The sequence below is a fragment of the Actinoplanes sp. CA-142083 genome (genome assembly GCF_050942195.1).
Classification (GTDB): Bacteria; Actinomycetota; Actinomycetes; order Mycobacteriales; family Micromonosporaceae; genus Actinoplanes.
Genome location: NZ_CP192076.1, coordinates 6,457,684 through 6,482,802, shown reverse-complemented (window position 1 = coordinate 6,482,802; position 25,119 = coordinate 6,457,684). Strand labels below are relative to the sequence as shown.

Here is a 25,119-nt window from a genome sequence, read left to right as displayed (position 1 = left end):
GGCTGGCGCCCACCCAGGGCAGGCGGCGCCGGTGTTGTCGACCACGTCGGGCGGGTTGCCGGCCACGAAGCGGGGCCGCGCGAGAACGGCGCGGCCGAGTATGCGAGCCGGCGCCGCTCCCCGCAGGAAGGGAGCGGCGCCGGGCGATCACATCGGGCGGGACAGGCGGTAGTAGGCCTGGTTCCAGCGCACCCGGTCGGCGAAGTCGTACGGCGTCGTCTTCTCGTCGATCAGCAGGAGCTCGGTGCGTTCCATATCCGCGAAATCGCGCAACGTCTCCGCGCCCACCGCCTGCGTCATCACCGTGTGGTGCGGGCCGCCCGCGGTCAGCCAGCACTCGGCCGACGTCGACAGCGACGGCTCCGGCTTCCACACCGCCCGCGCCACCGGTAGCGACGGAAGCGGCTCGTCCGGCGGCACCACCTCGATGGCGTTGGCCACCAGGCGGAACCGGTCGCCCATGTCGGCCAGGCCGATCACCACGCCGGGGCCGGTCGCCGCGTCGAAGACCAGGCGCACCGGGTCCTCGCGGCCGCCGATGCCGAGCGGGTGGATCTCGCAACGCGGGCGCTCGGAGGCGATCGTGGGGCAGACCTCGAGCATGTGGGCACCCAGGATCTTCGGCTCGCCGGGGCCGAAGTGGTACGTGTAGTCCTCCATGAAAGACGTGCCCCGCCCGGTGCCGGCGCCCATCGCCTTCACGGCCGCCAGCAGCGCCGACGTCTTCCAGTCGCCCTCGCCGCCGAAGCCGTACCCGTCGGCCATGAGCCTTTGCACCGCGAGGCCGGGCAGTTGCCGCAGCCCGCCCAGGTCCTCGAAGTTGGTCGTGAACGCGCCGAAACCGCCGGCCGTCAGAAACTGTCGCAGGCCGACCTCGATCTGCGCGGCGTACCGCAGCGACGAATGTTGCTCGCCGTCTTTCCGCAACGACGGCGCCAGATCGTAGACGTCGGAGTACTCGGCGACGAGCGCGTCCACCTCCGACGGCGAGACGGCGTCCACCACCGCGACGAGGTCGTTCACCCCGTACGTGTTGACGGAAACCCCGAAGCGCAACTCGGCCTCGACCTTGTCGCCCTCGGTGACCGCGACGTCCCGCATGTTGTCCCCGAAACGGGCCAGGCGTAGCCCCCGCAGGTGGGCGAAGCCCGCCGCGGCCCGAGCCCAGGCGTCGATCCGCTGCGCCACCCCCGGATCGGCGGCGTGCCCGGCCACCGTCTTGCGCGGCACCCCGAGCCGGGCCTGGATGAACCCGAACTCCCGGTCGCCGTGCGCGGCCTGGTTGAGATTCATGAAGTCCATGTCGATCGTGGCCCACGGCAGCGACTGGTTGTGCTGCGTGTGCAGGTGCAGCAGCGGCTTGCGCAGCGTGTCCAGGCCGGTGATCCACATCTTGGCCGGCGAGAAAGTGTGCATCCACGCGATCACGCCGATGACCGACGGGTCGGCGTTGGCCTCCAGCATCACCTGGCGGATCGCGCCCGAGTCGGTGAGCACAGGCTTGCCGACGATCTCGGCGCTCAGGCCGGCCGCGACGAGCATCTGCTGGATCTCGGCGGACTGTGCGGCAACCTGGTCGAGCGTTTCCGGGCCGTAGAGGTGCTGACTGCCGGTCAGGAACCAGATCTGGGGCTTCATGCGGCGGGCTCCTGTCCGTAGACGTTCTGGTAGCGGGCGTACAGGGAATCGATGTCGGCCTGATCGATCGGGATGGGCGCGCCGATCTGCCGGGAGATGTGCACCGTGCGCGCGACGTCCTCGCACATGACGGCGGCCTTGACGGCGTCTTTCGCGGACTTTCCGATGGTGAAGACGCCGTGGTTTCGCATCAGCACCGCGGGGGAGCGGTGGCGTTGCAACGTTTCGACGATGCCGCGTCCGATCGAGTCGTCGCCGATCAGCGCGAACGGTCCCACCGGAATCTCGCCGCCGAACTCGTCGGCGATCATCGTGAGGACGCAGGGGATCGCCTCGCCCCGGGCGGCCCAGGCCGTCGCGTACGTGGAATGGGTGTGCACCACGCCGTTCACGTGGGGCATGTGCTTGTACACGTACGCGTGCGCCGCCGTGTCCGACGAAGGCGACAACGTGCCCTCGACGAGGTTGCCGTCGAGGTCCGTGACGACCATGTTGTCCGCGCTGATCTCGTCGTAGGAGATCCCGGACGGTTTGATCACCAGCAGGTCCTCGCCCGGCACTCGCGCGGAGACATTCCCGGCCGTCCACACCACCAGGTCGTTGCGGGGCAGCTCGGCGTGCAGGCCGGCGACCAGCTGCTTGATCTCGGCGATCGACGCCAGACTCATGCGGAAACCTTTCGCTGGATCGCGCGCAACTTGCGCATCACCTTGTTGGCCCCGCGGCCGAAATAGTCGTGCAGCGTCGAGTACTCGGCGTACAGCTCGTCGTAGATCGCGGCGGCGGACGGGTCGGGGACGTAGGCGTTGGCGGAGACGCTGCCCATCGCGGCCGCGGCGTCGCGCACGGACGGATACGCCCCGGCCGCCGCGGCCGCGTGGATGGCGGAGCCGAGCGCCGGCCCCTGCTCCGACCCGATCGCCGACAGCGGCATGTTCAGCACGTCCGCGTAGATCTGCATGAGCAGCCGGTTCTTCAGCAGCCCGCCGGCGGCGATGAACTCGCGTACCGGCACGCCCGCGGCCGCGAAAGTTTCCACGATCTTCCTGGTGCCGAACGCCGTCGCCTCGATCAGCGCGCGGTAGATGTCTTCCGGCTTGGTCGCGAGCGTCTCGCCGATCAGCAGCCCCGACAGCTCGTGGTCGACCAGCACCGACCTGTTCCCGTTGTGCCAGTCCAGCGCGATCAGCCCGTGCTCGCCCGGCTTCTGCGCGGCGGCCAGGGCGGTGAGCTGCTCATGGGTGAAGGAGCCGCCCAAGTTGTCGACATAGTGGCCGAAGATGTCGCCGACGCCGCTCTGCCCCGCCTCGTACCCCCAGAGGCCGGCCACGATCCCGCCGCCGACGACCCCGCACATGCCCGGGACCTCGCGCAACTCGTCGCTGTTCATCACGTGGCAGGTGGAGGTGCCCATGATCGCGACCATCTGACCCGGGTCGAGCGCCTTCGCCGCGGCGCTGGTGACGTGCGCGTCGACATTTCCGACCGCGACCGCGATGCCTTGCGGAAGCCCGGTCCACTGCGCGGCCTGCGCGGTCAGGGTGCCGGCCGCGTCGCCCAGCTGCCCGATCGGCTGGTCCAGCTTGTCGGCCACGAAACTTTCGAACGCCGGATTCAGCGCGGCCAGAAACTCACGCGACGGGTAGTTTCCGTCCTGAAGGATGCCCTTGTACCCCGCCGTGCACGCGTTGCGGACATAACTCCCGGTCAGCTGCCAGACGATCCAGTCGGCCGCCTCGACCCAGCGGTCCATCGCCGCGTAGGCGGCAGGATCTTCCTCGAGCAGCTGCAGCCCCTTGGCGAACTCCCACTCCGAGGAGATCAGCCCGCCATAGCGGGCCAGCCACGGCTCGCTGCGCTTCGCCGCGAGCTCGTTGATGCGGTCCGCTTGCGGTTGTGCCGCGTGATGTTTCCAGAGTTTTACGTACGCGTGGGGACGCGCGCTCCACTCCGGCAGCTCGTTCAGCGGCGTTCCGTCGGCGAGCGTCGGCACCATCGTGCAGGCCGTGAAGTCGGTGCCGATCCCGATCACGTGCCCCGGATCGATGCCGGCGGCGGCGACCGCCGCGGGCACGGCCGTCTTCAGCACGTCGATGTAGTCGGACGGCACCTGCAGGGCCCAGTCGTGGCCCAGCGGGGTGCCGTCGGGCAGCGACTCGGTGAGGACGGCGTGGGAGTAGTCGTGCACCGCGGAGCCGAGCTCCGCGCCGTCCGAGACACGGACGACGACCGCGCGGCCGGAGAGGGTGCCGTAATCGACACCGACCACACAGGCCACGGTGGGGTCAACGGGCATTGGGGGGATACCTCCACGTTGAGGGGGCGTTTCAGCATTGTTATCGCTAACAACACAGGTGTCAACGCCGCTCGACGGGAGCAATTGTTATCGCTAACATCACGCAGGTCAGCGCGTTGCGCCCCTCCGACTCCAGATCTTGATGACTCGCCGCTCGACCCGCGCACCCACTCATCAACGCCTGTCGCTGCACCCGCGCCCGTCCCGCCAGGTCACGCCGACCCCGTCGTCGCCGCCGCGCGCGCTCCGCGCGCGCTCCGCGCGCGCTCTCAGCGTTCGCGCGCCATCAGCGTTGATGATTTCCCGTTCGCCACGCGCGTCAACTCATCAAGATCACCACGGCCCTGCCGCGCCGCCCGCTGAGCGCCCCGGCGTTGATGAGTGCGGGTTCGCTGCGCGCGCCAAGTCATCAAGATCGGCCCCGCTTCGGCCGTGCAGCGCGTGCAAGTGCGCCGTCGCTGCGGCGGTGATGACTCCGCGTGCGGTCCACGCGGCAACTCATCAAGGCGGGCGGCGGTGCGCGTCAGGCCGAGCGGCGGCGGATCCCGAGGATGCGCGGCGGCCGGGTGCGGGCGCTGGCGCGCTGCGCCGGTGATGACTTCGTGTGCGATCCGTGCGGCAACTCATCAAGGCGCGCGGCGGTGGCCGTCAAGCCGCGCGGCGGCGGCCCTCAAGGCGCGCGGCGGTGGCCGTCAAGCCGCGCGGCGGTGGCCGTCAAGGCGCGCGGCGGTGGCCGTCAAGCCGCGCGGCGGTGGCCGTCGAGGCGCGCAGACGGTGCGCGTCAGGCTGAGCGGCGGCGGATGGCCAGGATGCGGCGGCCGCACTCGACGAGCTGGGCCCGCTGGGTGTCGGCGTCGAGGCCGGTCGTCGGCGGAGTGGTCAGGGGGGCCGTCATGCCGCTCAGGAAGATGATCAGGGCGGTGGGGGTGATCGGGTCGGGGCGGGAGCCGATGATCTCGTCGACGATGCGGTTCCACCAGCCGATCAGGTCGTGGTGGTTCTCCATCAGACGGTTCACGTACGGGTCGCCGACCAGCACCGAGAACCGGGAGTGGTTGTCGACGATCAGGTCGACCATGCCGACTAGGAACTCGTCGAGCCGGGCCGACCGCGCCCGATGCCCGGCGGCCCGGTCGAGGATGGCGTCCAGCGAGGTGAACAAGGGCGCGAGCACGCCCAGCACCAGCTCGTCCTTGCTGCGGTAGTGGTAGTACACCGCCGCCTTGGTCACGCCCATCTCGTCGGCGATCGCCTGCAGTGACGTCCCCTCGACCCCGTCGCGCGCGAAAAGCCGCAGCGCGGTCTCGTGCAACTGGGCCCGGCCCGCGCCGCGCGGCCGCACCCCGGCGCTCTGCGTCACGCCGTCATCGTATCGACACACGTACGAAAAAACTAGCCGACCAGCAAGTGTGACGCTTACCGCTCGGCTAGTTAATTTCTAGCCGATCGGTAAGTCTCAGCTCTACGGTGGCGGTGCCGAAACGTAAGACGGACTTCGGCCTGGGGAGGAAATTCGTGGCGACCATGCTGTACCGGCTCGGCCGGTTCTCGTTCCGCCGGCGCAAGCTGGTGGGACTGCTGTGGGTGGTGGTGCTCGCCCTGTTCGGGGTGGGCGCGGCGACCCTGTCCGGCCCCACCAGCGACGCCTTCTCGATCCCGGGCACCGAGTCCTCCCGGGCGATGCAGATCCTCGAGGAGAAGTTCGGCGGTGGCGCCGACGGCGCGTCCGCCAAGGTCGTCTTCACCGTCACCGGCGACGCCAAGCTCACCGGCGCCACGCAGAAGGCCGCCATCGAGAAGGCGGTCGCGGCGCTCAAGACGGCGCCCCAGGTGAGCAATGTCGCCGGCCCCTTCGAGGCGAAGACGATCTCGCAGGACGGGCAGACCGCGTACGCCACGGTCACCTACAGTGTCGCCGCGACCGACGTGACCGACGGGGCCCGCGATGCCCTCAAGGAAGCAGGCGACAGCGCGAAAAGCGCCGGTCTCGGTGTCGAGTACTCGGGCGAGATGCTCCAGAGCGCCGAGGGTGGACACTCCAGCGAGGCGCTCGGCATCATCATCGCCGCGTTCGTCCTGCTCGTCACGTTCGGCTCGCTCGTCGCCGCCGGCCTCCCGCTGCTCACCGCGATCATCGGCGTCGCCCTGGGCATGACCGGCATCCAGATCGCCACCGGCTTCTTCGACCTGTCCGGGTCGACCAGCGCTCTCGCGACCATGCTGGGCCTCGCCGTCGGCATCGACTACGCGCTGTTCATCGTCTCCCGCTACCGCCACGAGCTTCTCAACAACGACGGCGAGGAGGCCGCGGGCCGCGCCACCGGCACCGCCGGCTCGGCCGTGGTGTTCGCCGGCCTCACCGTGATCATCGCGCTGGCCGCGCTGAGCGTCACCGGCATCCCGTTCCTGTCCGCGATGGGCCTGGCCGCCGCGTTCACCGTGGCGATGGCCGTGATCATCACGCTGACGCTGACCCCGGCGCTGCTGGGCTTCGCCGGGCGAAAGGTTCTGCCCAAGAAGGTCAGGAGCACCGCGAAAGTTGCGTTCGGCGAGCGCTGGGCCCGTCTCGTACTCAAGAATCGGATTGTCGCTCTTGTCCTTGCCCTCGGCGTGATCGGCGTGGTTGCGTTGCCGGCGCTCGACCTGCACCTGGCCCTGCCGGACGACAGCACCGCGTCGCCCGACTCGACCCAGCGCAAGGCCTACGACCAGCTCGCCGAGGGCTTCGGCGCCGGCTTCAACGGCCCGCTGATCGTGGTCGTGGAGAACGCGACCCAGTCCACGGCGACCGCCGCCCAGCAGGCCATCGCCAAGCTGGACGACGTCGTCATGGTCACCCCGGCGACCTTCAACAAGGCCGGCGACACCGCGATGCTCACCGTCATCCCGGGCAGTGGCGCCACCGACGAGGCCACCAAGGACCTGGTCACTGCGATCCGCGCCCTGCCGGACGACGACATCGCCGTGACCGGCACCACCGCGATCAACATCGACGTCACCGATAAGATCACCAAGGCGCTCGTGCCCTACCTGGCGATCGTCGTCGGCCTCGCGTTCGTCCTGCTCATGCTGGTGTTCCGCAGCATCATCGTGCCGCTCAAGGCGACTCTCGGCTTCCTGCTCTCGGTGGCCGCGACCTTCGGCGCCGTGGTGTTCGTCTTCCAGCAGGGCCACCTGGCGGGCCTGCTCGGGGTCGACTCGACCGGCCCGATCATCAGCCTCATGCCGATCTTCCTGATCGGCATCCTGTTCGGCCTGGCCATGGACTACGAGGTCTTTCTGGTCACCCGTACGCGTGAGGAGTACGTGCACGGCGCGAGCCCGAACGACGCGGTGGTCACCGGCATGCGGCACGGCGCCCGCGTCGTCACCGCCGCCGCGCTCATCATGATGAGCGTCTTCGCCGGCTTCATCCTGGCCGACGACACCATCATCAAGACGCTCGGTTTCGCGCTCGCTTTCGGCGTGACCGTCGACGCTTTCCTGGTCCGCATGACGATCGTTCCCGCGGTTCTTTCGCTGTTCGGCAAGGCCGGCTGGTGGCTGCCGAAGTGGCTCGACCGGATCCTGCCCAACGTGGATGTCGAGGGCGAGGCCCTGACCAAGCAGCTGGCCGCCGAGGCCGACGTTCCGGGCGAGAAAGAGCTGGTAACCGTCTAAAGATGGAAGGGGCCGCCCACGGGTCCGCCCACCCGCAAGCGGCCCCTTCACGTTCAGGCTGTCCTGGTGTCCTTCCGTTTGCCTTCCACCGCCATTCGGACGATGGAAAGTTTCCGGCGGACACTCACCCGGGAGCGCAGCCGCGCCACCAGGTGCCGGCACACCTCCTCCGGTGGCAGCCAGGACAACCCGGGCGGCGCCATCGGGGACAGGGCCGGTGTCCCGGTCCCCGACGGATGCACCACCACGACCGCCGCGACGTCGCGTTTGTGCAGCCGGCGCCGCAAATGCCGGACCGCGCCGAGCAGCGGGTGCACCGACTGCCCGATGTAGGTGCCGTCGCACAGCACCCCACCCTGCGGCGTCGTCGAGTACGCGCCCGCCGGCCAGGCGACCGGCTCCACGAGCACGACCCGATGACCAGCGCTGATCGCGAAAGCTATCGGCGGCACGTCCGGGCCGAGCCGCAGTCCCGCGATCACCCGCACGCCCGGCGCCTCACCGAGCCGCGCTAATAGATCTCGCGTGCGCGCCGCCACCTCCTGAACGCTCATCCCGATCGGCCGCAACGGTCGTTGCTCGCAGTCGGTCAGGCGGTCGATGCTGCCGTACAGGCGATGGGTCATCGCACACCCCCGTCACGGTGGGCTGATGAGGCGAAGGCACACCGCGATTCGGCCACAGTGAACTACCGGAGCGCTTCCGTTTCGGTTCCGAACATGTCGACTACCCCTTTTAGCGATGGTGCAAGCTGGTGCGGTACTCCTACCGTGACGGCGTGGCTCCGTACCGTGGCGGCGTGAGGAGGACGACGGAGTGATCTACGGCGTGCTGGGCGATCTCGAGGTTCGCGCCTCGACCGGCGTGCCCGTCGAACTGCCCCGCGGGCACGCGCTGGCGGTGCTCGCCGCGCTGCTCATCCGCCCGAACCGCCAACTGTCCACTCCGGACCTGATCGAGGCCGCGTGGGGCGAGACCGACGTGCGACCGGCCCAGCTGCACAAGGCGGTCTCGGCGTTGCGCAAGCTGTTCACCGAGGTCGGCAAGCCCGAGGCGATCAAGACCTACAACCGTTTCGGGTACGGGGTGCAGGCGGCCGACGACGAGTTGGATCTCCTGGCTTTCCATCGCCTGGTGGAAAGCGCCGACGCGGACCGGGCCAAGGGTGAGACCGGCGAGGAGATCATCCACCTCCGCGAAGCGCTCGACCTGTGGCGCGGCCCGAGCCCGCTGTCCAACGTTCCGCTCGGCGCCTTCGGCCGGGAGATCGAGACGCTGCGCGCCCGGCGCAAGCGGTGCGCGATCCGCCTCTTCACGCTGCAGATCGAGCGCGGCGAGCACGCCCCGATCCTCGACGACCTCGAGCAGCTCGCCGCCGAGTACCCCGAGGACGCCCAGATCTGCCGGCTGCGGATGATCGCGCTCTACCGGGCCGGCCACGCCGACGACGCGACCGCGGCCTACGAAAGTTTCGAGGAGGCGGGCGGCGGCGCCGACCGGACGTTGCGCCGTCTCGCGTACGCCATGGCGGTCCGCAACGACGACGAGGTGGCCAAGACGATCGGCGCCGAAAGCCGCCCCGCGGCCGTGGTGAAGCCGCCGCCCTTGCCGCGCCAGCTGCCACCGAGCCCCGCCCATTTCGTCGGCCGCGAGGGCCTGCTCGCCGAGCTCACCTGGCTGCTGCGCGAGCCCCGGATGCGGGTGCTGGTCATCTCGGGAGCGGGCGGGATGGGCAAGACCGCGCTCGCGCTGACCGCCGCGCACGCCGCCGCCGACGCCTACCCGGGCGGTCAGCTCTGGGCCGACCTCCGCGGCACCACCGACCAGCCGGCCGACCCCGCCGAGGTGCTGGCGGAGTTCTTGCGCGGATTGGGCGAGCCCGCCGTCCCGGAAACTTTACGCGAAAGAGCCGCGCTCTTTCGCTCGCTGGCCGCCGACCGCCGGATGCTCGTGGTGCTCGACGACGCCGCCGACAGCGCGCAGATCCGCGATCTCATCCCCGGCGGCGGCGACTGCGTGGTGCTGGTGACCGCGCGGCGCCGGCTGCCCGGCATCGAGGCGGCCACCCACCAGGTCGCGCCGCTCGGCGCGCTCGACGACGACACCGCGTCCGCGCTGTTCCGCAAGATCGTGGCGGCCGGCAACGTGGACCTCGCCGGCGAGGACGACGCGGTCGCCGCGGTGGTGCGGCTCTGCGGCGGGCTGCCGCTGGCGTTGCGCATCGCGGCGATGCTGCGGGTGGAGGACTTCCACCAGCCCACGGCCGAGCTTTTGCGCCGGCTGAGTGATCAGGGTCCGGCTGCTTTCGAGTACGGCCAGCAGAGCCTCGCCCGGACGCTCGGCGCCGGCCTGGCGCCGCTCGACGACCAGGCGCGGCAGCTCTTCCTCGGTCTGGGCCTGCTAGCCCTGCCCATGTTCGGCGAGTGGGCGGCGGCGGCCGTGCTGGACGAGCCGGGCCCGGCGGCCGGGGTCGCGCTGTCCCAGCTGGCCGCGGTCGGCATGATCGAGCCGGCCGCCGCCGGCCCGCGCTACCGCTTCCACGAGCTGACCCGCGACTACGCCCGCGCCCACGCGCCGGAGTCGGCCGACGTGCCGGCCCGCGCCTGCCGCGCGCTGCTCACCCTGACCCGCCGGGCGCACGAGGCGATCTACGGCGGACAGTTCGACGTGGTGCACAGCGACCTGCCCGACGTGGCCGTGCCGCCCGCGGAGCTGGCCGCCGCGACCGCGAGACCCCTCGACTGGCTCGAGCGGGAACGGCTCAACCTGCGCGCGATGGTCGAGCAGGCGGCCGCGCTCGGGCTCACCGAGGTCTGCTGGGATCTGGCCGTCTCGGCTCACGAGTTCTATGCGCTGCGCGGATACTTCGACGACTGGCGGGTCACCCACGAGGTGGCGCTGGCCGCCTGCCGCGCCGCGGGGGATCGGCGCGGCGAGGCGCTGGTGCTGACCGCGCTGGGGCAGCCGCCGCTGGTGGCCAGCGGCAGCCCGGGCGTCTCCGGCGTGTCCGAGCTCGAGACCGCGGCCCGGCTGCTCACCGAGGCGGGGGAGCGGCACGGCCGGGCGATCGCGTTGCGCACCCTCGCCAACGCACTGCGCCGCCGGGGCGAGCTCGCCCGGCCCCTGCGGCTGTTCCAGGAGGCGCTCGACGGTTACCGGCGCAGCGGCGACGACGTAGGGGTGCAACAGACCCTGCGCTTCATCGGCCATACCCAGCTCGACCGGGGCGACGCCGGCGCGGCGGTGACGACCCTGCGCGAGGCCGAACGGCTGGCGCGCGACCAGGGCGACCCGCGGCTGATCAAACCGACGGTCTACTGGATCGGGTGTGCCCATCTCGCGCGCGGCGACCTCGGCGCGGCGGGGGAGGCGTTCGAGGAGGTCCTCGAGGGCGCGCCGCTGCTCGGGCAGGCCTACGCGCTGCACGGGCTCGGCCAGCTCGCGCTCGCGGCCGGGGACCGCGACTCGGCCCGGGAACGGCTCGACCTCGCCGGCCCCCTGGCCGCGGAGGGCGCCGACGTCGTCCTGGTCGGACGGATCTGGCTCTCGCTGGCCGCGCTCGCGCCGGAGCCGTCGGCCGCGTCGCGCACGGACGACCGGACGGCCGCCCTGCTGCGGGCCCAGGCGTCGTTCCGCTCCTGCGGCGCGATCCACCTGGAAGTGGAAGCCCTGGTCACGCTGGCCGAGGCGTACGCGTCAAGGGGTTTGCTCGACGCCGCGGCCGCGGCCCGGCGGCAAGTCGGCGAGGTCTATGACGCCGTCGGCGTGCCCCTCCCGGACCGCAGGCACGCCTGATCTATTAATTGTCCTCTTGACACAAACCCCCGTCGCCATTTAGTGTCCTAGTGACAGTAAGACTTGCCTCTCCGGGACGTGGCGTACGACCGGGCCGGAGCGGCGGACTTGCCGTCGATTGCGCGCAGGGGCGCGCGCGGGGAGGCCGGCCAGCCTCCACGCCTCCCGCTCGGCCGGGCGGGGCGACATCGCGCGAGCCCGTCAATCCCGAAAGTTCCCCGCAACCTTTCCCGAAAGGAATGGTCATGCGCGCACGTCACCGTCACTTCCTGGTCACGCTCATCGCCGCGATTGCCGTCGCCTTGGTGGCGCCCTCCGCGGCTCCCGGCCACGCCGAGGCGATCACCTGCCCCGGCAGCACGAGCTGGGACAACCTGTTGCAGCGCTGCGTCTGACAGCGATGTGAAGTCGCTGCCTCCCGATGCGCCGGCGGCCCGGTTCCGGGTCGCCGGCGCTCTGCCGACCGCGCGGCAGGAAACCGGAAGGCTTCGTCGTTACGTTCCAGCCGGAAACGTTGCGAGACCTGCGGGAATCGAGATGAGATGACCGATCACCAGCCCCCGTCCGGGCCCTGGCGGCCGGAGAACAACCCTCCACCATGGATAGTCGCGGCGCCCGACTACGAGGCGCCGACAGTTTCGGCCGCGCCGGCCATGCCACCACCGCAGCCGCCGGCCGACCCGCACACTCCGCCGTGGATCGTGTCGGGGCCGCGCAACGGAGAGGCGCCGACCTGGAACATGTCGGCCGCGCCGCCCGTGGCGCCGCCTCCACCGCCGGTCGATCCGAGCACTCCGCCGTGGATCGTGTCGGGGCCGCGCGACGCGGAAGCGCCCACGTGGGCCATGTCGGCCGGGTCGCCGCCGCAATCGCCGGCCGCCGCGAACATTCCGTCATCGTTCGCAGCGCCGCAATCGCCGGCTGCCGCGAACATCCCGGCACCGTTCGCAGCGCCGCAATCGCCGGCCGCCGCGAACCGTTCGGCGCCGCAATCGCCGGCCGCCGCGAATCTTTCGGCGCCGCTCATGGCGCCGCCGCCCGCGGACGGCGGGAGCACGCCGCCGTGGCTTTCGGCTCCGCCTTCCGAGCCAACGGCGGCGCGCAGCCGGTTGCCGCTGATCCTGGTGGCCGGCGCTGTCTTTGTGGTCCTGGTCGGAGGCGGCGGTTTTCTGGCGATGCGGCAGCTCGGCGCCGACAAGCAGGTGCCGACGACGACAGCGGCCGAGCCGGACCCCGCGGACACCGTCGACCAGCCCGGCACCGCCGAGCTCACGCCCGTGGAGCCGACAGCGGTGGAGCCCACACCCGTGGAGCCGACAGCGGTGGAGCCGACACCCGTGGAGCCGACCACGGTGGAGCCCACGACCTTGGGGCCGACGACCTTCGGGCCCACGACCGCCGCCCCGGCCACCGAGGCCACCGCCGGCTCCCAGCAGGCGGCGCTCGGCGAGCTCGACAGCCTCAGCCGGCAGGGCCTCACCCGGGTGAGCCTCGGCGGCCAGCTCGTCGCTCAGCTCGCCTCCAAGAATCCCGGCATCAGCGACCCGCACGAGACCACGGCGAGCGGCTCGCACGTCTTCCAGGCCACCGACATCCTGGCCGAACACGAAAGGTTGCGCGACGACCCGCGCAACGGCGACGCCACGGTCGTGCTGCTCAAGAGCACCGACTACGGCAAGCGGCAGCTCTACCACGGAAAGCCGCTATACGTCACTTTCGCGCTGCGCGCCTTCGGCTCCGAGGCGGCCGTGCGCGCCTGGTGCGCCCGGCGCTTTCCCGAGCTCACCGGCGACGCCCTGGCCAACCAGTGCGCCGTCCGCCGCCTGCGACCCCCGGCCTGACCCTGCGACCCCCGGCCTGACCCCGCGACCCCCGGCCTGACCCCGCGACCCCGCCGGACGCCCGCTCGACCCCCGCGGCCCCCGACACCTGCGACCCCGCTCGACCCCCCCCTGGCCCCCGACACCTGCGACCCCGCTCGACCCCCGTGGCCCCCCGAGACCCGGGGCCCCGACACCCGCGACCCCGCTCGACCCTGCGATCCCGTTTGACCCCGCGAGGAGCGACATGACAGTGCCCAGCCAGCGCGCCGGCGCCGCCCGGCCCGCGGCGCCGCCGTACCCCGAGGACCCGACCACCGCGACCCGGCACATGTGCGCCGGCGCCTATCTCGACGACGAGTTCCGCAACCTCAGCCTGCGCCAGGTCTACCACCAGCCCCGGCGCATGGTCGCCCCGTCGTACGGATTCGATCTCGTGCCCGTCCTCGGGCACTGCCTGCGGGCCCGCAACGCCGCCGTCGTCCGCGACGCCGCGATCGTCGTCGCCTTCCTCGGCGCCTTCTGCTTCGCCGGGACCGCCTTCGTCGGCGGCCTGGTGCTGCTCGTCTACCTCCAGGTTTTCGTCAGCACCTACCGTCTCGTCCGCGACACCTACCAGCGGATGAAGACCCCGGACGCGGCCGGCGGCAAGCTGGTGCCCCGGGCGGCGTTCCTCCTGCTCGGCTGGGCGCTGGTGATCTTCTGCTCGTTCGCTTTCTCGGGGCTTTTCGTGGGCGCGCTCGCCACCTCGTTCCTCGAGGGCGGCAGCTCGGGGGCCGTCGCCACCACCGGGGTCGCGATCTTCGGGAGCCTCGCCTTGGCCGCGGTCTTCGTCGGTTTCCAGGTTTCTTTCGCGCTGTGGCGGCAAGGGGAGCTCGGCAAGCTCACCCCCGGCCGGCAGGTCGCGCCGCCCACCCGCACGCCGCGGCTCGACGAGATCGCCCGGCAGCAGCGCGGCAACACCGTCGCCTACAGCGGATACCGGCCATTCGTCGGCTCCGGTTTCCAGGAAGACACGTGGAGTTTCGCGCAACGTCTCGTGCGCCCGGCGGCCGGCCCGGCCGAGCGACTGCTCAACGGCGAGGCCCGGCACGCCGTCACCGCCCTGCCCAGCGAGCGGCAGCGGGAGTTCGAGGAGGCGCCGTTCGACGCGGAGGAGGTCATCGACTACGTCCGCGAGCATCTCGCCACGCTCATCCCGGTCCACGGCGCCGAGGCCGAGGAGCGGATCCCCGGCCTGACCGTCGAGGACCGGGTGTTCCTGGCCGGCACCGAGGTCAGCCACCTCGTGCCGTACACCGAACCGCAGGTGATGGCCGCGGTGATCCGCTACCCGACCACGCCGGCCCGGCACTACCTCACCTGCCAGATCTTCTCCTGGGGCGGCGAGCTGATCACCACGGTCTACGTGCACATCGCCGTGCAGGGCCGCTCGCTCTACATCGAGATGACGACCACCGTGCTGCCGCCGTGCAACGACGACTACCGCGTTGTCGACACCGTCGAGAACACCGGCTCGGGCGCCTGGCTGCGCGCGATCCGCCACGGCATCGTCGACGCGCCGCAGACGGTCTGGAAGTCGCCGCTCTCGCTGTTCCGCGGCCTGGTCGACGTGAGCCGCTCGTCGACCGCCGGCCAGGTCGGCCCGGCCGGGCTGACCCGCGGCTACGACTACGGCGCGGTCATCGGCGTCCGCGAGCTGGCCTGCCGTGAGGAGGGCATGCGCAACCTGGTGCAGGCGCTCGATTTCGAGAAATACCAGAAACTCATCGAGCGCCGCGTGATCGCCTCGGTCCTCGACTTCCTCGACGAGCGCGGCATCGACACCACCGAGTACCGCGCCCGGGCCGCGTCGGTCCTCAACGTCAACCACCTCAACAACGTCAACGGCAACGTCGGCAGCATCGGCGACAACAACACCTTCAACCAGCAGGTCGCCGGCTCCATGGGCGGCGGGGGCAGGCCATGACCATCTACCACAACAACATCGGCGGCGACGTCGGCAGCATCGGCGGCGGCAACACCTTCCACGGCCCGGTCGCCGGCAGCATGACCTGGCCGGGCGGGGAACGCCCGCGGCCGTCGTCGTCCGGCGCCGAGGTCGGCGTGCTCACCGTGCTGCCGGCCGAGATCCGGGCCGTCACGGCGGCCTTCAAGCAGATGTACGACTACCACGAGCGCCCGCTGCGGCACGGCCCTCTTGCGCGGGAGGCGTGGCTGCCCGGTCCCGGCGGCCGGGTCCGGGTCGCCGCCGTGCAGATCCTGCATCCGGGCACGGAGGCCGCGGCGCTCGCCTACCGGGGGCTGGTCGACGAGTACGACCCGGCGGCCGTCCTGCTGGTCGGCATCGCCGGCGGGGTCAGCCCGCGGGTCGGCATCGGCGACGTCGTCATCTCCGACGAGGTGATCATGTACGACCCGCGGCGGCTCGAACCGGGTGGCGTCGCGCACCGCGGCCAGTCCCAGCCGGTCGCGGCCGAGCTGCGGCACCGGGTCAACGACTTCTTCGCGGCGACGCCGGTGGTGCAGCACCGCACGTCGGGCGAGTCGTACGGCCTGCACCACGGCCCGATCGGCTCGGGCAACGCGGTGGTGACCGACCCGGACGCGGAGATCCGGCAGTGGCTGTGCCGGGTCAACGAGAAGGTTCTCGCCGTCGAGACGGAGGCGGCCGGGGTCGCGCAGTCCTTCCACGAAAGTGTCGGGCACGACAACCGGACCCGCGGGTGGCTGACCATCCGCGGCATCTCCGACACCGCGGACGAGTCCAAGGACGACGACCATCACGGTCTGGCGGCCCGGCACGCCGCCGAGGTGATGGCGATGCTGGTGCCCTTCCTGGGCCGGGGCGTCAACCGGTGAGGTCGTCAAGGTCGAGGACGTGCAGCGACTCCTCCTTCTCGCGGCAACGGGCGGGCTGGGAGTCGCGCTTGGCCCGGTCGGAGACCACGACCATGCTCTCCGGCCCGAGCCAGCACACGCCCTCGACCGTGCAGTAGCCGCGAGGGAAGCGGCGCACGCGCCCCGGGCCGGTGGCGGCCCACTTGTCCGGGGCGAGCTCGCCGGCCCACACCGCGGCCGATTCCTGGGAGAGGAGGGCGAGGCGGTTGCCGGCCAGGGAGAGGCCGGCGAAATCGGCGAGCGGCAGCCCGGCCGGCAGGTCGACGGTGGCGACGTGGCGCCAGTTGCGCCGGCCGGGCCGGAACACCAGCAGGCCGCCGGTCTCGTGCAGGCCGAGCAGGTACACCCCGTCGTCGCGGCGGACGAACTCGAGACCCTCGACGCCCTTGTTGGGGCGGGGGAGGGGGTATTCGAGCCAGCCCGCCGCGACGAGCTGGAAACTTTCGTCGTACTCCTCGACGCGTGCCTGGTGGCCGCCGTCCCGCTCGGCCGACTCGATCAGCAGGAACAGGTGGCCGGTGACCGGGTCGCGGGCGATGTCCTCGTAGCCGTTTCCCGGGCCGGGCCCGGTCGTGTGCAGCGCGTTGGCCGCCATCCGGTTCAGGTCGGCGTCGATCACGGCGACCGCCCGCAGGTTGTCGCAGACGACCAGGTAGCGGCCGTCGGCGGCGATCACGCCGCTGGCTTCCAGCCGGCTCGGCGAGCCGGCCGGCAACAGATCACGAAGCCGGGCCTCGCGGATCACTTCGGCAAGTTTCCGGGTACGGCGGGGAAATGTGCCCCGCTCGCTCCGGCCGGATATCGCGTTCGCAGCGCGGAAAGTTGCTCGCGGGCGCTGTCGCAACGCATCCGTGCGTAGTGGTAGACGCCGAGCACGAACTGCTTGTCGTGGCGCAGTTCCTGCTGCTCGTGCCCGGCCCGGTAGACCTCGTCGTTGCTGAACTGCCGCCCGGTGAACGGCGCCGAGTTCGGGAGGTCCGCCTCGAAGTAGGCCGACGGGACGACGCGCGGCCACAGCGCGACCATCCGGTCGGAGAGCGCCTGCGGAGTGAAGTCCGTTTCGAGCAGGAAGTCGAGGTGGTCCAGGTAGTACTGGGCGAAGTCGTGGTTCGCGAGCAGGTTCTGCACGAGCGGGATCCGGGACAAGCCCTTGCCCTGGTGGTACGCCTTCGTATTGGCGGCCCAGTCGAGCAGGTCGGTGTACTGCCACGCCGTACCGAAGTAGTCGATGCCCAGGCAGTTGTCGTAGTCCCACGGGATGAACGTGAAGAACGGCCGGTCGTAGTCGCCCGAGTTGTAGAGGTAGTAGTTCGCCGGGGTCGCGAAATAGTTGTCCCAGCTGCCGAGGAGCAGGTTCAGGCTCGCCCAGCGCAGGAAGGCCTTCACGTCGAGAATCTCCTCGACGGCGTCGCTGTTCAGCGGGTCGCCGTTGATGACCCGGATGAGGTGCGCGAGGTCGTCGTACCCGTTGATGGTCTGATCGTCCTCGTTGGTCTTGAGCCGGTATGTCAGATCCGGGTGGTCGTGCCGGGTGAAGTACTGCTTTCCGCTGTCGTCGCCGTCGCGGCCGACGCGGTGCTCGAGGGTCGCGCAGCCGACGTCGCCGCAGTAGGCCTTGTACAGGTTTCCGCGAAAGTTGTCGCCGAAGTTGTCGCGCAGGAAACCCTTGTCGATCTGTTCGATCAGCGAGTACAGACCCTGGTAGCCGCCGTTGATCGCGACCCGGGCGTAGGTGTGCCGGGCGGCCGGGACGCCGATGCGGCGCAGCAGCGGCCACGCGATCGCCTCGCGCATCTGCGACGGGTCGTTGTACATCGACTTGAGGTTCAGCCGCGGCATGCCGACGAGCTTGTCGTCGTCATCGCCGGGCTCGACGTCGACCTTCCAGGAGCGCTTCGGCGCGTATTTCGTCTTGTTGCCGCTGTTCACGAGCGAAAATGTCGTGGTGGTGAAGAGCACTCCGGACGCGTCCGGCGAAGGCAACTTTCGCTGGTCGGCCGGATCCGTGCGCCACACGCCGATCCGCGCGTCGCCGGTCGCCACCACCGGCTCCTCCGGCTTCATCTCGGCGGCGGGCCAGTCGGTGATCGCGACCTGGTACATCGGTTGCGCGAAGAGTTCCTTCTTCCCGATGGAGACTTTCGCGTACGTGCCGGCCAGCCGTTCCGCGTCGGGGCCCTGGATGGCGTCGAAGAGCGCCCCGAACTCCGCCTTGGTCCGCAGGGTGGCGTCGCCGGGCCCGGCCGGGCGGTTCGCCTTGGCCGCGAGGTCCCGGGCGATCCCGGCCGGCACGTCGGCCACCACGATCGCCCGGTTCTCGAGCATCTTCCGGAACTGCTTCTCGTCCATCCACCGATGAGGCGCCCGCGGCGCTCGGCGGAGAAGGGCTGAGTCGGAGATCTGCCTGCGTGTCACCCGTAAGCGCGGCCCGGCCGGGGCCGCGTCCTACCGGTGCAGGTGCAGCTCGACCGGCTCCGGCGGCAGGTCGTCGACGCCCTCCTCGACCGCCTGGTCGTGCCGCTTGCGGGCCGCCGGCAGGGCGAGCGACGCGATCACGGCGATCACCGCCACGGCCGAGCAGGCCCAGAACCCGGTCGTGAACGCCTGATCGGTCGGGATGCCCTGCGGGGTGGTGTCCGAGGCGACGATCGCCGCGACCACCGCGCTGCCGATGCTGCCGCCGACCGTGCGGACGATCGCGTTGACGCCGGTCGCCTCGCCGGTGTGGGTGGCCGGCACGGTCTCGATGATGGCGTTGGACATGGCCGCGAAGACGAGGCCGATGCCGGCGCCGGTGAGGAAGCCGGAGACGAGCAGGTGCCACACGTGGTCGTGGACGATCGCGGGCAGCGCGAACGCGGCGACCACCGCGACCGAGCCGAGGAACAGCGGCAGTTTCGGGCCGTACTTGCGCTCGAGCAGCCCGGAAAGCGGCCCGAACACGAGCATCATCAGCGTGGTGGGCAGCAGGAACAGGCCCGCTTCCGAAACACTCTTGCCGAAGCCGTACCCGGTGATGGTGGGCAGTTCGAGAAGAGTGGGAATCAGCAGGAACGTTCCGAACATCGCGAAGCCGAACGTGAGGCCGACGACGTTGGTCGTCCAGACGCCGCGCAGCGCCATCAGCCGCATGTTGATCAGCGGTTCCTTGACCCGGAGCTCCACCAGCACGAAGACCACCAGCGCGATCGCGCCGACGATCAGCAGTGTCACGGTCTTGCCGTCGGCCCAGCCCCACTCGCGGCCCTTGCTGATGGCCAGCAGCAGGCCGACCAGCGAAACCGAGAGAATGCCGGCGCCGAGCACGTCCAGCTTGCCGGGCGCGCGCACCGGCGACTCGGGCACGCCGAAGGCCACGCCCGCGAGCGCGATGCCGATCAGCACCAGCGGCAGCCAGAACAGCCAGTGCCAGGAGAGGTGGTCGACGATCGGGCCGGCGGCCACGATGCCGAGGCCCGCGCCGATGCCGAAGATCGCCGAGAGGAGGCCGACCACGACGCCGACCCGCTCGCGGGGCAGCTCGTCGCGGACGATGCCGATCGACAGCGGCAGGATCGCGCCGGCCGCGCCCTGCAGCGCGCGGGCCGCGATCAGCACCGGCAGGCTGGGCGCGAGGGCGGCGAGCAGCGTGCCGGCGGCGAGGATCACCAACACGGCGAGCATGACCCGCCGCTTGCCGACCATGTCGCCGAGCCGGCCGAGGATCGGCGTGAGCACCGAGGCGGCGAGCAGGTAAGCGGTGAGCACCCAGCTGATGTCCTCGGTCGACGCGCCGAGGTCGTGCCCGATCACCGGCAGGGCCGGCGCGACGAGCGATTGGAGCACGGCGAACGCGAGACCGCCGAGCGACAGGAAGAGCACGACGCGTCCCGTACGCGCTTGTGCCTGTGCCATTGAATTTCCCCCGGGACACGAAAGTAAACGTCTGCTGACTTGGCGACGGTAGACCCGTGCCCCGGATAAGTCAACGCGCGTTTACATGAGGTGTCCGGCCGGTTACGCTTTCCCGCGTGACCGACGCACCGCCCCGCCGCCGCGACGCGGCGAAAACCCGACAGTTGTTGCTCGAGGCGGCCCGCCGCCGGTTCGCCGAGGACGGGTACGCGGCCACGACCGTTCGCGAAATTGCCGACGACGCCGGGGTCAACGTTGCGCTGATCAGTCGCTACTTCGCGTCGAAGGAGGGGCTGTTCGAGGCGTGCCTCAAGGGCGCGGGGGAGGACCTGCGGCGCACCACCGGCGAGATCGGCCGGGACCAGATCGCGGCGACGATGGCGAGTCACATCGCCGACTCCTCGTCGTCGGGAGCGATCGCCGGTCAGCTCGCGCTCCTGCTGCGCTCGTCCGGCGACGAGCGTGCCGACCAGATCCGCCTGGAGGTGCTGCGCACCTCGACCGAGCGGCTGGCCGCGGTGGCCGGCGGCGACGACGCGCTGCTCGGCGCGCAGATCGTCTTCGCCACCGCGATCGGCATCTCGCTGCTGCGCTCCTCGATCCGGATGGAGCCGATCGCGTCGGCCACCGAGGCCCAGCTCGAAGCACATCTGCGCAACCTCGTCGATGCCCTGCTGCCGCCGCCGGGGATGCGGTGATTGCCGGCGGTCGATAGCTTGGGCCGCATGTCGCGATCATTCGTTCTCGCCGCGGCCGCCGCGCTCGGGCTCGTCCTGAGCGCCGCCACCCCGGCAAACGCCATCGCCGACGGCGAATCCGTGCCCGACGGGCACTACACGTTCTCGGTCAAGCTCACGATGACCGGGATCCCGACCGCGGACGGAGGCAAACGCAACAGCGCCTGCTCGGGCGCCCTCATCGCGGCGCGCTGGGTGATCACCGCCGGCCACTGCTTCCGCGACGCGAACAACGTCCGCGTCGAGTACCCGGTGGCCGATCTGACGACGGCGACCATCGGCCGCACCGACCTGACCGACACCAGCCACGGCATCGAGGCCAAGGTCATCGCCGTCCGGCAGTCCCCGACCGCCGACGTCGCCCTCGCCGAGATCGACAAGCCCGCGTGGCGGGTTCCGCCGATCCGCCTGGCGAGCAAGGCGCCGCAGGTGGACGACATCCTCCGGGTGACCGGCTACGGCTCCACCACCAGCGTCAACCCGGCGCCCGTCACCCACCTGCGCACCGGTCAGCTGCAGATCCTGACCGTCGGCGACTCCGTCCTCGGCCTGCACGGTTACGCGCCGGCGGCGGACACGACCCCCTGTCCCTACGACTCCGGCGGCCCGTATTTCGCCGAGCGCAAGCACCACAGACCCGAGCTGGTGGCCGTGGTCAGCAATGGACCGAGCTGCCCGCACACCGCCACCGAGAACGCCGCGCGGGTCGAGAACATCGCCCCGTGGATCCGCTCGGTGATCCGTCCCTGATCCGGCTCGGCGGACCGGCCCCGCGGCCGGTCCGCCCCTCCGGCGGGTCTGCCTCTCCGGCCGGTAAGCCGATCGACGGATTGTCCGGGCCGACCGGCGGGGATACGCGGCCCGCCCGAGGATTTACCTTCTGTCCGTGGCAATCCCCTTCGACCTGTGGGGCCAGCGCGGGTACCCGCACGCGGACATCGTCGGCGAGTCGCACTACGCCGCGGCGATCCGTGACGTTCTCGGCAACGACTTCAAAGTGGACGGCAGCGAGGTGATAGCGGTCGCCGAGCTGGTTCCGGAGCCCGGCAACCGGCACGACCAGAACGCGGTCGCCGTGCGGATCGGCGGTCAGCTGGTCGGCTACCTGCCCCGCGACGAGGCCGCCCGGTACTCGCCGGCGCTCTTCCAGCTGGTGACGCAGGGCTGGTCGCCGCAGGTGGCCTGCCGGGTCTGGGGCGCGTCGTGGGACGGAAACTTTCGCGGCTCGGTACGCCTCGACCTCGCCGAGCCGCACCTGCTCGCCCCGGCCAACCGGCCGCCGGGCGGGGAGCACCGGCTGCTGCCGCCGGGCCACGCCATCCAGGTGACCGGCGAAGAACACCATTTGGACGCGCTGCTGCCGTTCCTGCGCCCCGAGGGGGAGTGCTGGGTACACGCGACCCTGCACGAGGTGGTGGAGCAGACCGCCCGTACCTCGAAGGTGGTGGTGGAGGTCCGCCTCGACGGTGCGCGGGTGGGCAAGCTGAGCCCCCGGATGAGCGGCGAACTGCTGCCGGCGATCCAGCATCTCGCCGGGCAGGGCCGTGCCACAGTCACACGCGCCCTGGTCAAAGGCAACAGGATCAAGACCGAGGTGACACTGTACGCGTTGCGCGCGCACGAACTGCCGCACAGCTGGCTGGGACCGGCCTCGCCGATCTCCCCGGCCGCGCCGGTCGCGGTCGCTTCCGTGATCGCCGCCGTGACCGTCTCCCCGCCGGCCCGGCCTCATCAGCCCATCCCGCCGCCGCCCACCGGGGTGCGCTTCGCCGTGCCGCCCGGCTGGCCGCAACCGCCGCCCGGTTGGGCGCCGCCGGCCGGCTGGAACCCCGACCCGTCCTGGCCGCCCGCCCCGCACGGCTGGCAGTGGTGGGAGCTCGTCTGGGACTGATTCAAATGCAGCCGTCGCGGACCTCGAGCGGATGGTCGGGACTCAGGTAGTCGTCTGAGTCCTCGTGATCCCGGTCGAAACCACGGCGCGGGTGACGGTTCGGGCTCAGCAGGTTCTTGTCGGAGGCGACGCAGTCCATCGCGAAGAAATACGAGTGCCAGTCGATGACCTGCATCCCGCGATATTTCGCGGAAACTTCGCTCGCCTTGTAGAACTCCCAGACCACGCTGTCGTGCACGGCCGCGTACGGCGGTTCGCCCTGCTTGAACGCGTAGACCCAGACGAAGTTCGTCGTCACCTGCAGGTGCTGCCGTCCCTCGTACGTCACGACGCCGAAGGTGACCTTGCCGCTGACCCGCGGCGGGTACTTCGGGTCGAGCTTCACCGCCGGGTCGATCCAGGTAGCCACGCCCGACATCCGGGACTCCTTGGCCCATCGCTTCGCCTCGGGCCGCTGCGCCGGCGAGATCAGCGCGACGAACGCGCTGGTGTCGTGCCTGACCAGCATCCGCTCCTCGAGCCGGCCGGCGATGAGCGCGCGGCGCACCTGCTTGAGGGCGGCGTCGACCTCGGCCACGGTGAACGTGTCGATCGCCTTCGCCTTGGGCAGCACGATTCCCGCCTGCCCGACCGGATACTTGTCGGCGACCGTGCCGGTGAACGGGCCGCCCGCCGCGGTGAGCGCGGGCTGCACCGCCGTCCGGGCCGTGTGGTCCGGCAACGCCAGGTGTGGCAGCCAGCCGCGGAGGACGGGCAGGGCCGCGGCGATGAGCAGGGCCGCGACAATCGCGCTCGAGACAAACATCAGATTTCGTACGCCGTCGCGCGGCTTATGGTTGTGCGGTTGGTACACCGGCGCAGCCTGAGGTCATCCGCGGAACATTTCGCGCCCGCGCGGTTAAGAACAGACGACTTGTGCGAGCGTGGAATGTAGATCTTTTGACTGCCCCCACGGGCGATCGGTGGTTGACTCTCGGCCATGCCGATCAAACGGTACGGAGCTCTCCGGGCGGCCGTGGTGGACCGCCGGATCGAGACCTCGGATACGCCTCACTATCAAATTCATTTACGAGCCGCCGGCGTCGATTATCGGGCCGCGGTCAATGTGCGGTCGCAGCAGCGGCCGCCGGAACTCCTTTATGTCGCCGTCGACGACTTCAAGCACCCGATCCTCGACCGGGTGCGCGAGCTGCCCGACGGCTTCACCGAGCTGAGCAGCGACGGGACGGGCGCGGCGCTCGACTACATCCGGGGAAACCTGTTCCAGCGGCAGCTGATGCGCCCGGTCCCGACGGCCGAGCCCGGCCCCGAGAACGACCTCGGCGATTTCCTCGACCATTACGTGCGGCGCGCGCTCGGCGACGACGCGGCGCGGGCGTACGTGTTCGGCCAGGCCTGGGGCCCGGAACCGACCACTCCGGACAAGGTATTCCATTTCTCGCCCGGCAACGGCGTCCACGACGTGCATATGAATCAGGGCAACAGCGGCCGTTTCGCCGACGACGACGGCGTATTCCAGGACGGCGGCCTGCTGCTCCATTTTCCCGGCGACGCCTGGGTGGCGATCTTCCTGGCTTTCCAGTCCCAGTCGTTCCACACCGACGACGTGACCGGCCATACCCTGCCGGAGGTGCCCGGGCCCGGCCCCACGCCCGGCCCCGGCGAGCCCGACCACCTGGTGCGCATCATCGGCGCGCTGGCGAACCCGGTCGGTCCCGCCCCCGAGCGCGAGACCGTCACGCTCCTCAACGCTTCGCCCGCCGAGATCGACCTGACGAACTGGCAGATAGCCGACCGAGCCGGCAACAGACACCCGCTGACCGGCCGCCTGCCCGCCGGCGACACCCTGCGGGTGGAGGTGGCTCCGGCGCTGCTCGGCAACCGCGGCGGCACCATCACCCTGCTCGACGCCCAAGGCCTCAAGGTCGACGGCGTCGCCTACACGGCCGACCAGTCCACCCGAGAGGGCTGGACGATCACCTTCTGAACCGCGCGCCCGTCGTCCTCCGCCCTCGCCCCGCCCGCCGCGCCGGAATCTTGATGACGTGGCGTCAGCGCCGCGCAGCAATTCATCAAGATCGGCCGATGCGCTCACGCTGCCGGCCGCCGGCCGCCGGCCGCCGGCCGCCGGCCGCACAGCGTGATGACTTGGTGTCAGCTCCGCGCGCCAAGTCATCAAGATCCCTGCGGCGTGGCCGGCGGCGCGACGAGTGCGGCAGCGTGGGCGGCGGCGCGGCAAGGGCGGCGGCGCGGCGTGCGCGGCGAAGGGCGGCGGCGCGGCGTGCGCGGCGAAGGGCGGCGGCGCGGCGTGCGCGGCGAAGGGCGGCGGCGCGGCGTGCGCGGCGAAGGGCGGCGGCGCGGCGAAGGGCGGCGGCGCGGCGAAGGGCGCCGGCGCGGCGAAGGGCGGGGGCGCGGCGTGCGCGGCGAAGGGCGGGGGCGCGGGGAAGGGCGGCGGCGCGGCGTGCGCGGCGTAGGACGGCGGCGTGG

At 71.0% G+C, this 25,119-nt stretch carries 21 protein-coding genes; 11 read left to right on the top strand and 10 right to left on the bottom strand.

Translation table 11 applies throughout. The features are described from left to right. Positions 1-147: 147 nt before the first annotated feature. From araA to ACQPZX_RS29815, 4 genes are all read right to left on the bottom strand, one after another. The gene (gene araA / locus ACQPZX_RS29830; RefSeq protein ID WP_433362155.1) at positions 148-1,638 is read right to left on the bottom strand and encodes an L-arabinose isomerase; all 1,491 of its coding nucleotides are present in this window, start codon (positions 1,636-1,638) and stop codon (positions 148-150) included. Then, positions 1,635-2,306, bottom strand: coding sequence for an L-ribulose-5-phosphate 4-epimerase (locus ACQPZX_RS29825; RefSeq protein ID WP_433362152.1), 672 nt, complete (start codon positions 2,304-2,306; stop codon positions 1,635-1,637). Before ACQPZX_RS29825 ends, araA begins: the two co-directional genes overlap by 4 nt. Next, positions 2,303-3,934 carry a ribulokinase gene (araB, locus tag ACQPZX_RS29820; RefSeq protein WP_433362149.1) on the bottom strand — a complete coding sequence of 544 codons (1,632 nt, stop codon included), beginning with the start codon at positions 3,932-3,934 and terminating at the stop codon, positions 2,303-2,305. Before araB ends, ACQPZX_RS29825 begins: the two co-directional genes overlap by 4 nt. A gap of 781 nt (positions 3,935-4,715) precedes the next feature. Beyond that, complete coding sequence (locus tag ACQPZX_RS29815) at positions 4,716-5,294, bottom strand: TetR/AcrR family transcriptional regulator (RefSeq protein WP_433362146.1); 579 nt, start codon at positions 5,292-5,294, stop codon at positions 4,716-4,718. A gap of 155 nt (positions 5,295-5,449) precedes the next feature. Between ACQPZX_RS29815 and ACQPZX_RS29810 the strand changes: the two genes are divergently transcribed. Further along, a complete protein-coding gene (locus tag ACQPZX_RS29810) occupies positions 5,450-7,594 on the top strand; it encodes an MMPL family transporter (protein WP_433362143.1) in 2,145 nt (714 codons plus the stop codon). Positions 7,595-7,647: 53 nt separating this feature from the next. On the opposite strand, the gene ACQPZX_RS29805 is transcribed toward ACQPZX_RS29810, so the two are convergent. Beyond that, positions 7,648-8,220, bottom strand: a complete 573-nt coding sequence (locus ACQPZX_RS29805) for a hypothetical protein (RefSeq protein WP_433362140.1) — start codon at positions 8,218-8,220, stop codon at positions 7,648-7,650. 190 nt (positions 8,221-8,410) lie between these two features. Here ACQPZX_RS29805 and ACQPZX_RS29800 point away from each other — a divergent pair, with 190 nt between their 5' ends. Together ACQPZX_RS29800 and ACQPZX_RS29795 are read left to right on the top strand one after the other, a co-directional pair. After that, on the top strand, positions 8,411-11,389 hold the full coding sequence (locus ACQPZX_RS29800) for an AfsR/SARP family transcriptional regulator (RefSeq protein WP_433362136.1): 2,979 nt from the start codon (positions 8,411-8,413) through the stop codon (positions 11,387-11,389). Positions 11,390-11,634: 245 nt separating this feature from the next. Next, the gene (locus ACQPZX_RS29795) at positions 11,635-11,784 is read left to right on the top strand and encodes a hypothetical protein (protein ID WP_433362133.1); all 150 of its coding nucleotides are present in this window, start codon (positions 11,635-11,637) and stop codon (positions 11,782-11,784) included. A gap of 224 nt (positions 11,785-12,008) precedes the next feature. On the opposite strand, the gene ACQPZX_RS29790 is transcribed toward ACQPZX_RS29795, so the two are convergent. After that, complete coding sequence (locus tag ACQPZX_RS29790) at positions 12,009-12,278, bottom strand: hypothetical protein (protein ID WP_433362130.1); 270 nt, start codon at positions 12,276-12,278, stop codon at positions 12,009-12,011. 220 nt (positions 12,279-12,498) lie between these two features. Between ACQPZX_RS29790 and ACQPZX_RS29785 the strand changes: the two genes are divergently transcribed. The 3 genes from ACQPZX_RS29785 to ACQPZX_RS29775 all read left to right on the top strand — a co-directional run bounded on the left by ACQPZX_RS29785 (position 12,499) and on the right by ACQPZX_RS29775 (position 16,071). Next, entirely contained in the window at positions 12,499-13,230 is a 732-nt protein-coding gene (locus tag ACQPZX_RS29785) for a hypothetical protein (protein ID WP_433362128.1), read from the top strand. Positions 13,231-13,456: 226 nt separating this feature from the next. Continuing rightward, the gene (locus ACQPZX_RS29780; protein ID WP_433362125.1) at positions 13,457-15,178 is read left to right on the top strand and encodes a hypothetical protein; all 1,722 of its coding nucleotides are present in this window, start codon (positions 13,457-13,459) and stop codon (positions 15,176-15,178) included. Continuing rightward, positions 15,175-16,071: a hypothetical protein gene (locus ACQPZX_RS29775; RefSeq protein WP_433362122.1), complete on the top strand. Its 897-nt coding sequence runs from the start codon at positions 15,175-15,177 to the stop codon at positions 16,069-16,071. Before ACQPZX_RS29780 ends, ACQPZX_RS29775 begins: the two co-directional genes overlap by 4 nt. Here the strand turns inward: ACQPZX_RS29775 and ACQPZX_RS29770 are convergent. The 3 genes from ACQPZX_RS29770 to ACQPZX_RS29760 all read right to left on the bottom strand — a co-directional run bounded on the left by ACQPZX_RS29770 (position 16,061) and on the right by ACQPZX_RS29760 (position 20,004). Further along, positions 16,061-16,855 carry a hypothetical protein gene (locus tag ACQPZX_RS29770; protein ID WP_433362119.1) on the bottom strand — a complete coding sequence of 265 codons (795 nt, stop codon included), beginning with the start codon at positions 16,853-16,855 and terminating at the stop codon, positions 16,061-16,063. The two genes, ACQPZX_RS29775 and ACQPZX_RS29770, sit on opposite strands and share 11 nt — an antisense overlap. Beyond that, on the bottom strand, positions 16,852-18,459 hold the full coding sequence (locus ACQPZX_RS29765; protein WP_433362116.1) for a CotH kinase family protein: 1,608 nt from the start codon (positions 18,457-18,459) through the stop codon (positions 16,852-16,854). Before ACQPZX_RS29765 ends, ACQPZX_RS29770 begins: the two co-directional genes overlap by 4 nt. 96 nt (positions 18,460-18,555) lie before the next feature. After that, complete coding sequence (locus ACQPZX_RS29760) at positions 18,556-20,004, bottom strand: MFS transporter (RefSeq protein ID WP_433362113.1); 1,449 nt, start codon at positions 20,002-20,004, stop codon at positions 18,556-18,558. A 116-nt stretch (positions 20,005-20,120) separates the two neighbouring features. Here ACQPZX_RS29760 and ACQPZX_RS29755 point away from each other — a divergent pair, with 116 nt between their 5' ends. The 3 genes from ACQPZX_RS29755 to ACQPZX_RS29745 all read left to right on the top strand — a co-directional run bounded on the left by ACQPZX_RS29755 (position 20,121) and on the right by ACQPZX_RS29745 (position 22,632). Then, positions 20,121-20,702, top strand: a complete 582-nt coding sequence (locus ACQPZX_RS29755) for a TetR/AcrR family transcriptional regulator (protein WP_433362110.1) — start codon at positions 20,121-20,123, stop codon at positions 20,700-20,702. Between the two features lie 27 nt (positions 20,703-20,729). Then, complete coding sequence (locus ACQPZX_RS29750) at positions 20,730-21,491, top strand: S1 family peptidase (protein WP_433362107.1); 762 nt, start codon at positions 20,730-20,732, stop codon at positions 21,489-21,491. 136 nt (positions 21,492-21,627) lie between these two features. Next, complete coding sequence (locus tag ACQPZX_RS29745; RefSeq protein WP_433362104.1) at positions 21,628-22,632, top strand: HIRAN domain-containing protein; 1,005 nt, start codon at positions 21,628-21,630, stop codon at positions 22,630-22,632. A 1-nt stretch (position 22,633) separates the two neighbouring features. On the opposite strand, the gene ACQPZX_RS29740 is transcribed toward ACQPZX_RS29745, so the two are convergent. Beyond that, positions 22,634-23,437 carry a hypothetical protein gene (locus ACQPZX_RS29740; protein WP_433362101.1) on the bottom strand — a complete coding sequence of 268 codons (804 nt, stop codon included), beginning with the start codon at positions 23,435-23,437 and terminating at the stop codon, positions 22,634-22,636. A 174-nt stretch (positions 23,438-23,611) separates the two neighbouring features. Here ACQPZX_RS29740 and ACQPZX_RS29735 point away from each other — a divergent pair, with 174 nt between their 5' ends. Both ACQPZX_RS29735 and ACQPZX_RS29730 read left to right on the top strand, forming a co-directional pair. After that, the gene (locus ACQPZX_RS29735) at positions 23,612-24,619 is read left to right on the top strand and encodes a DUF2278 family protein (RefSeq protein WP_433362098.1); all 1,008 of its coding nucleotides are present in this window, start codon (positions 23,612-23,614) and stop codon (positions 24,617-24,619) included. Positions 24,620-24,842: 223 nt separating this feature from the next. Continuing rightward, complete coding sequence (locus tag ACQPZX_RS29730) at positions 24,843-25,106, top strand: hypothetical protein (RefSeq protein ID WP_433362095.1); 264 nt, start codon at positions 24,843-24,845, stop codon at positions 25,104-25,106. The last annotated feature ends 13 nt before the right edge of the window (positions 25,107-25,119 follow it).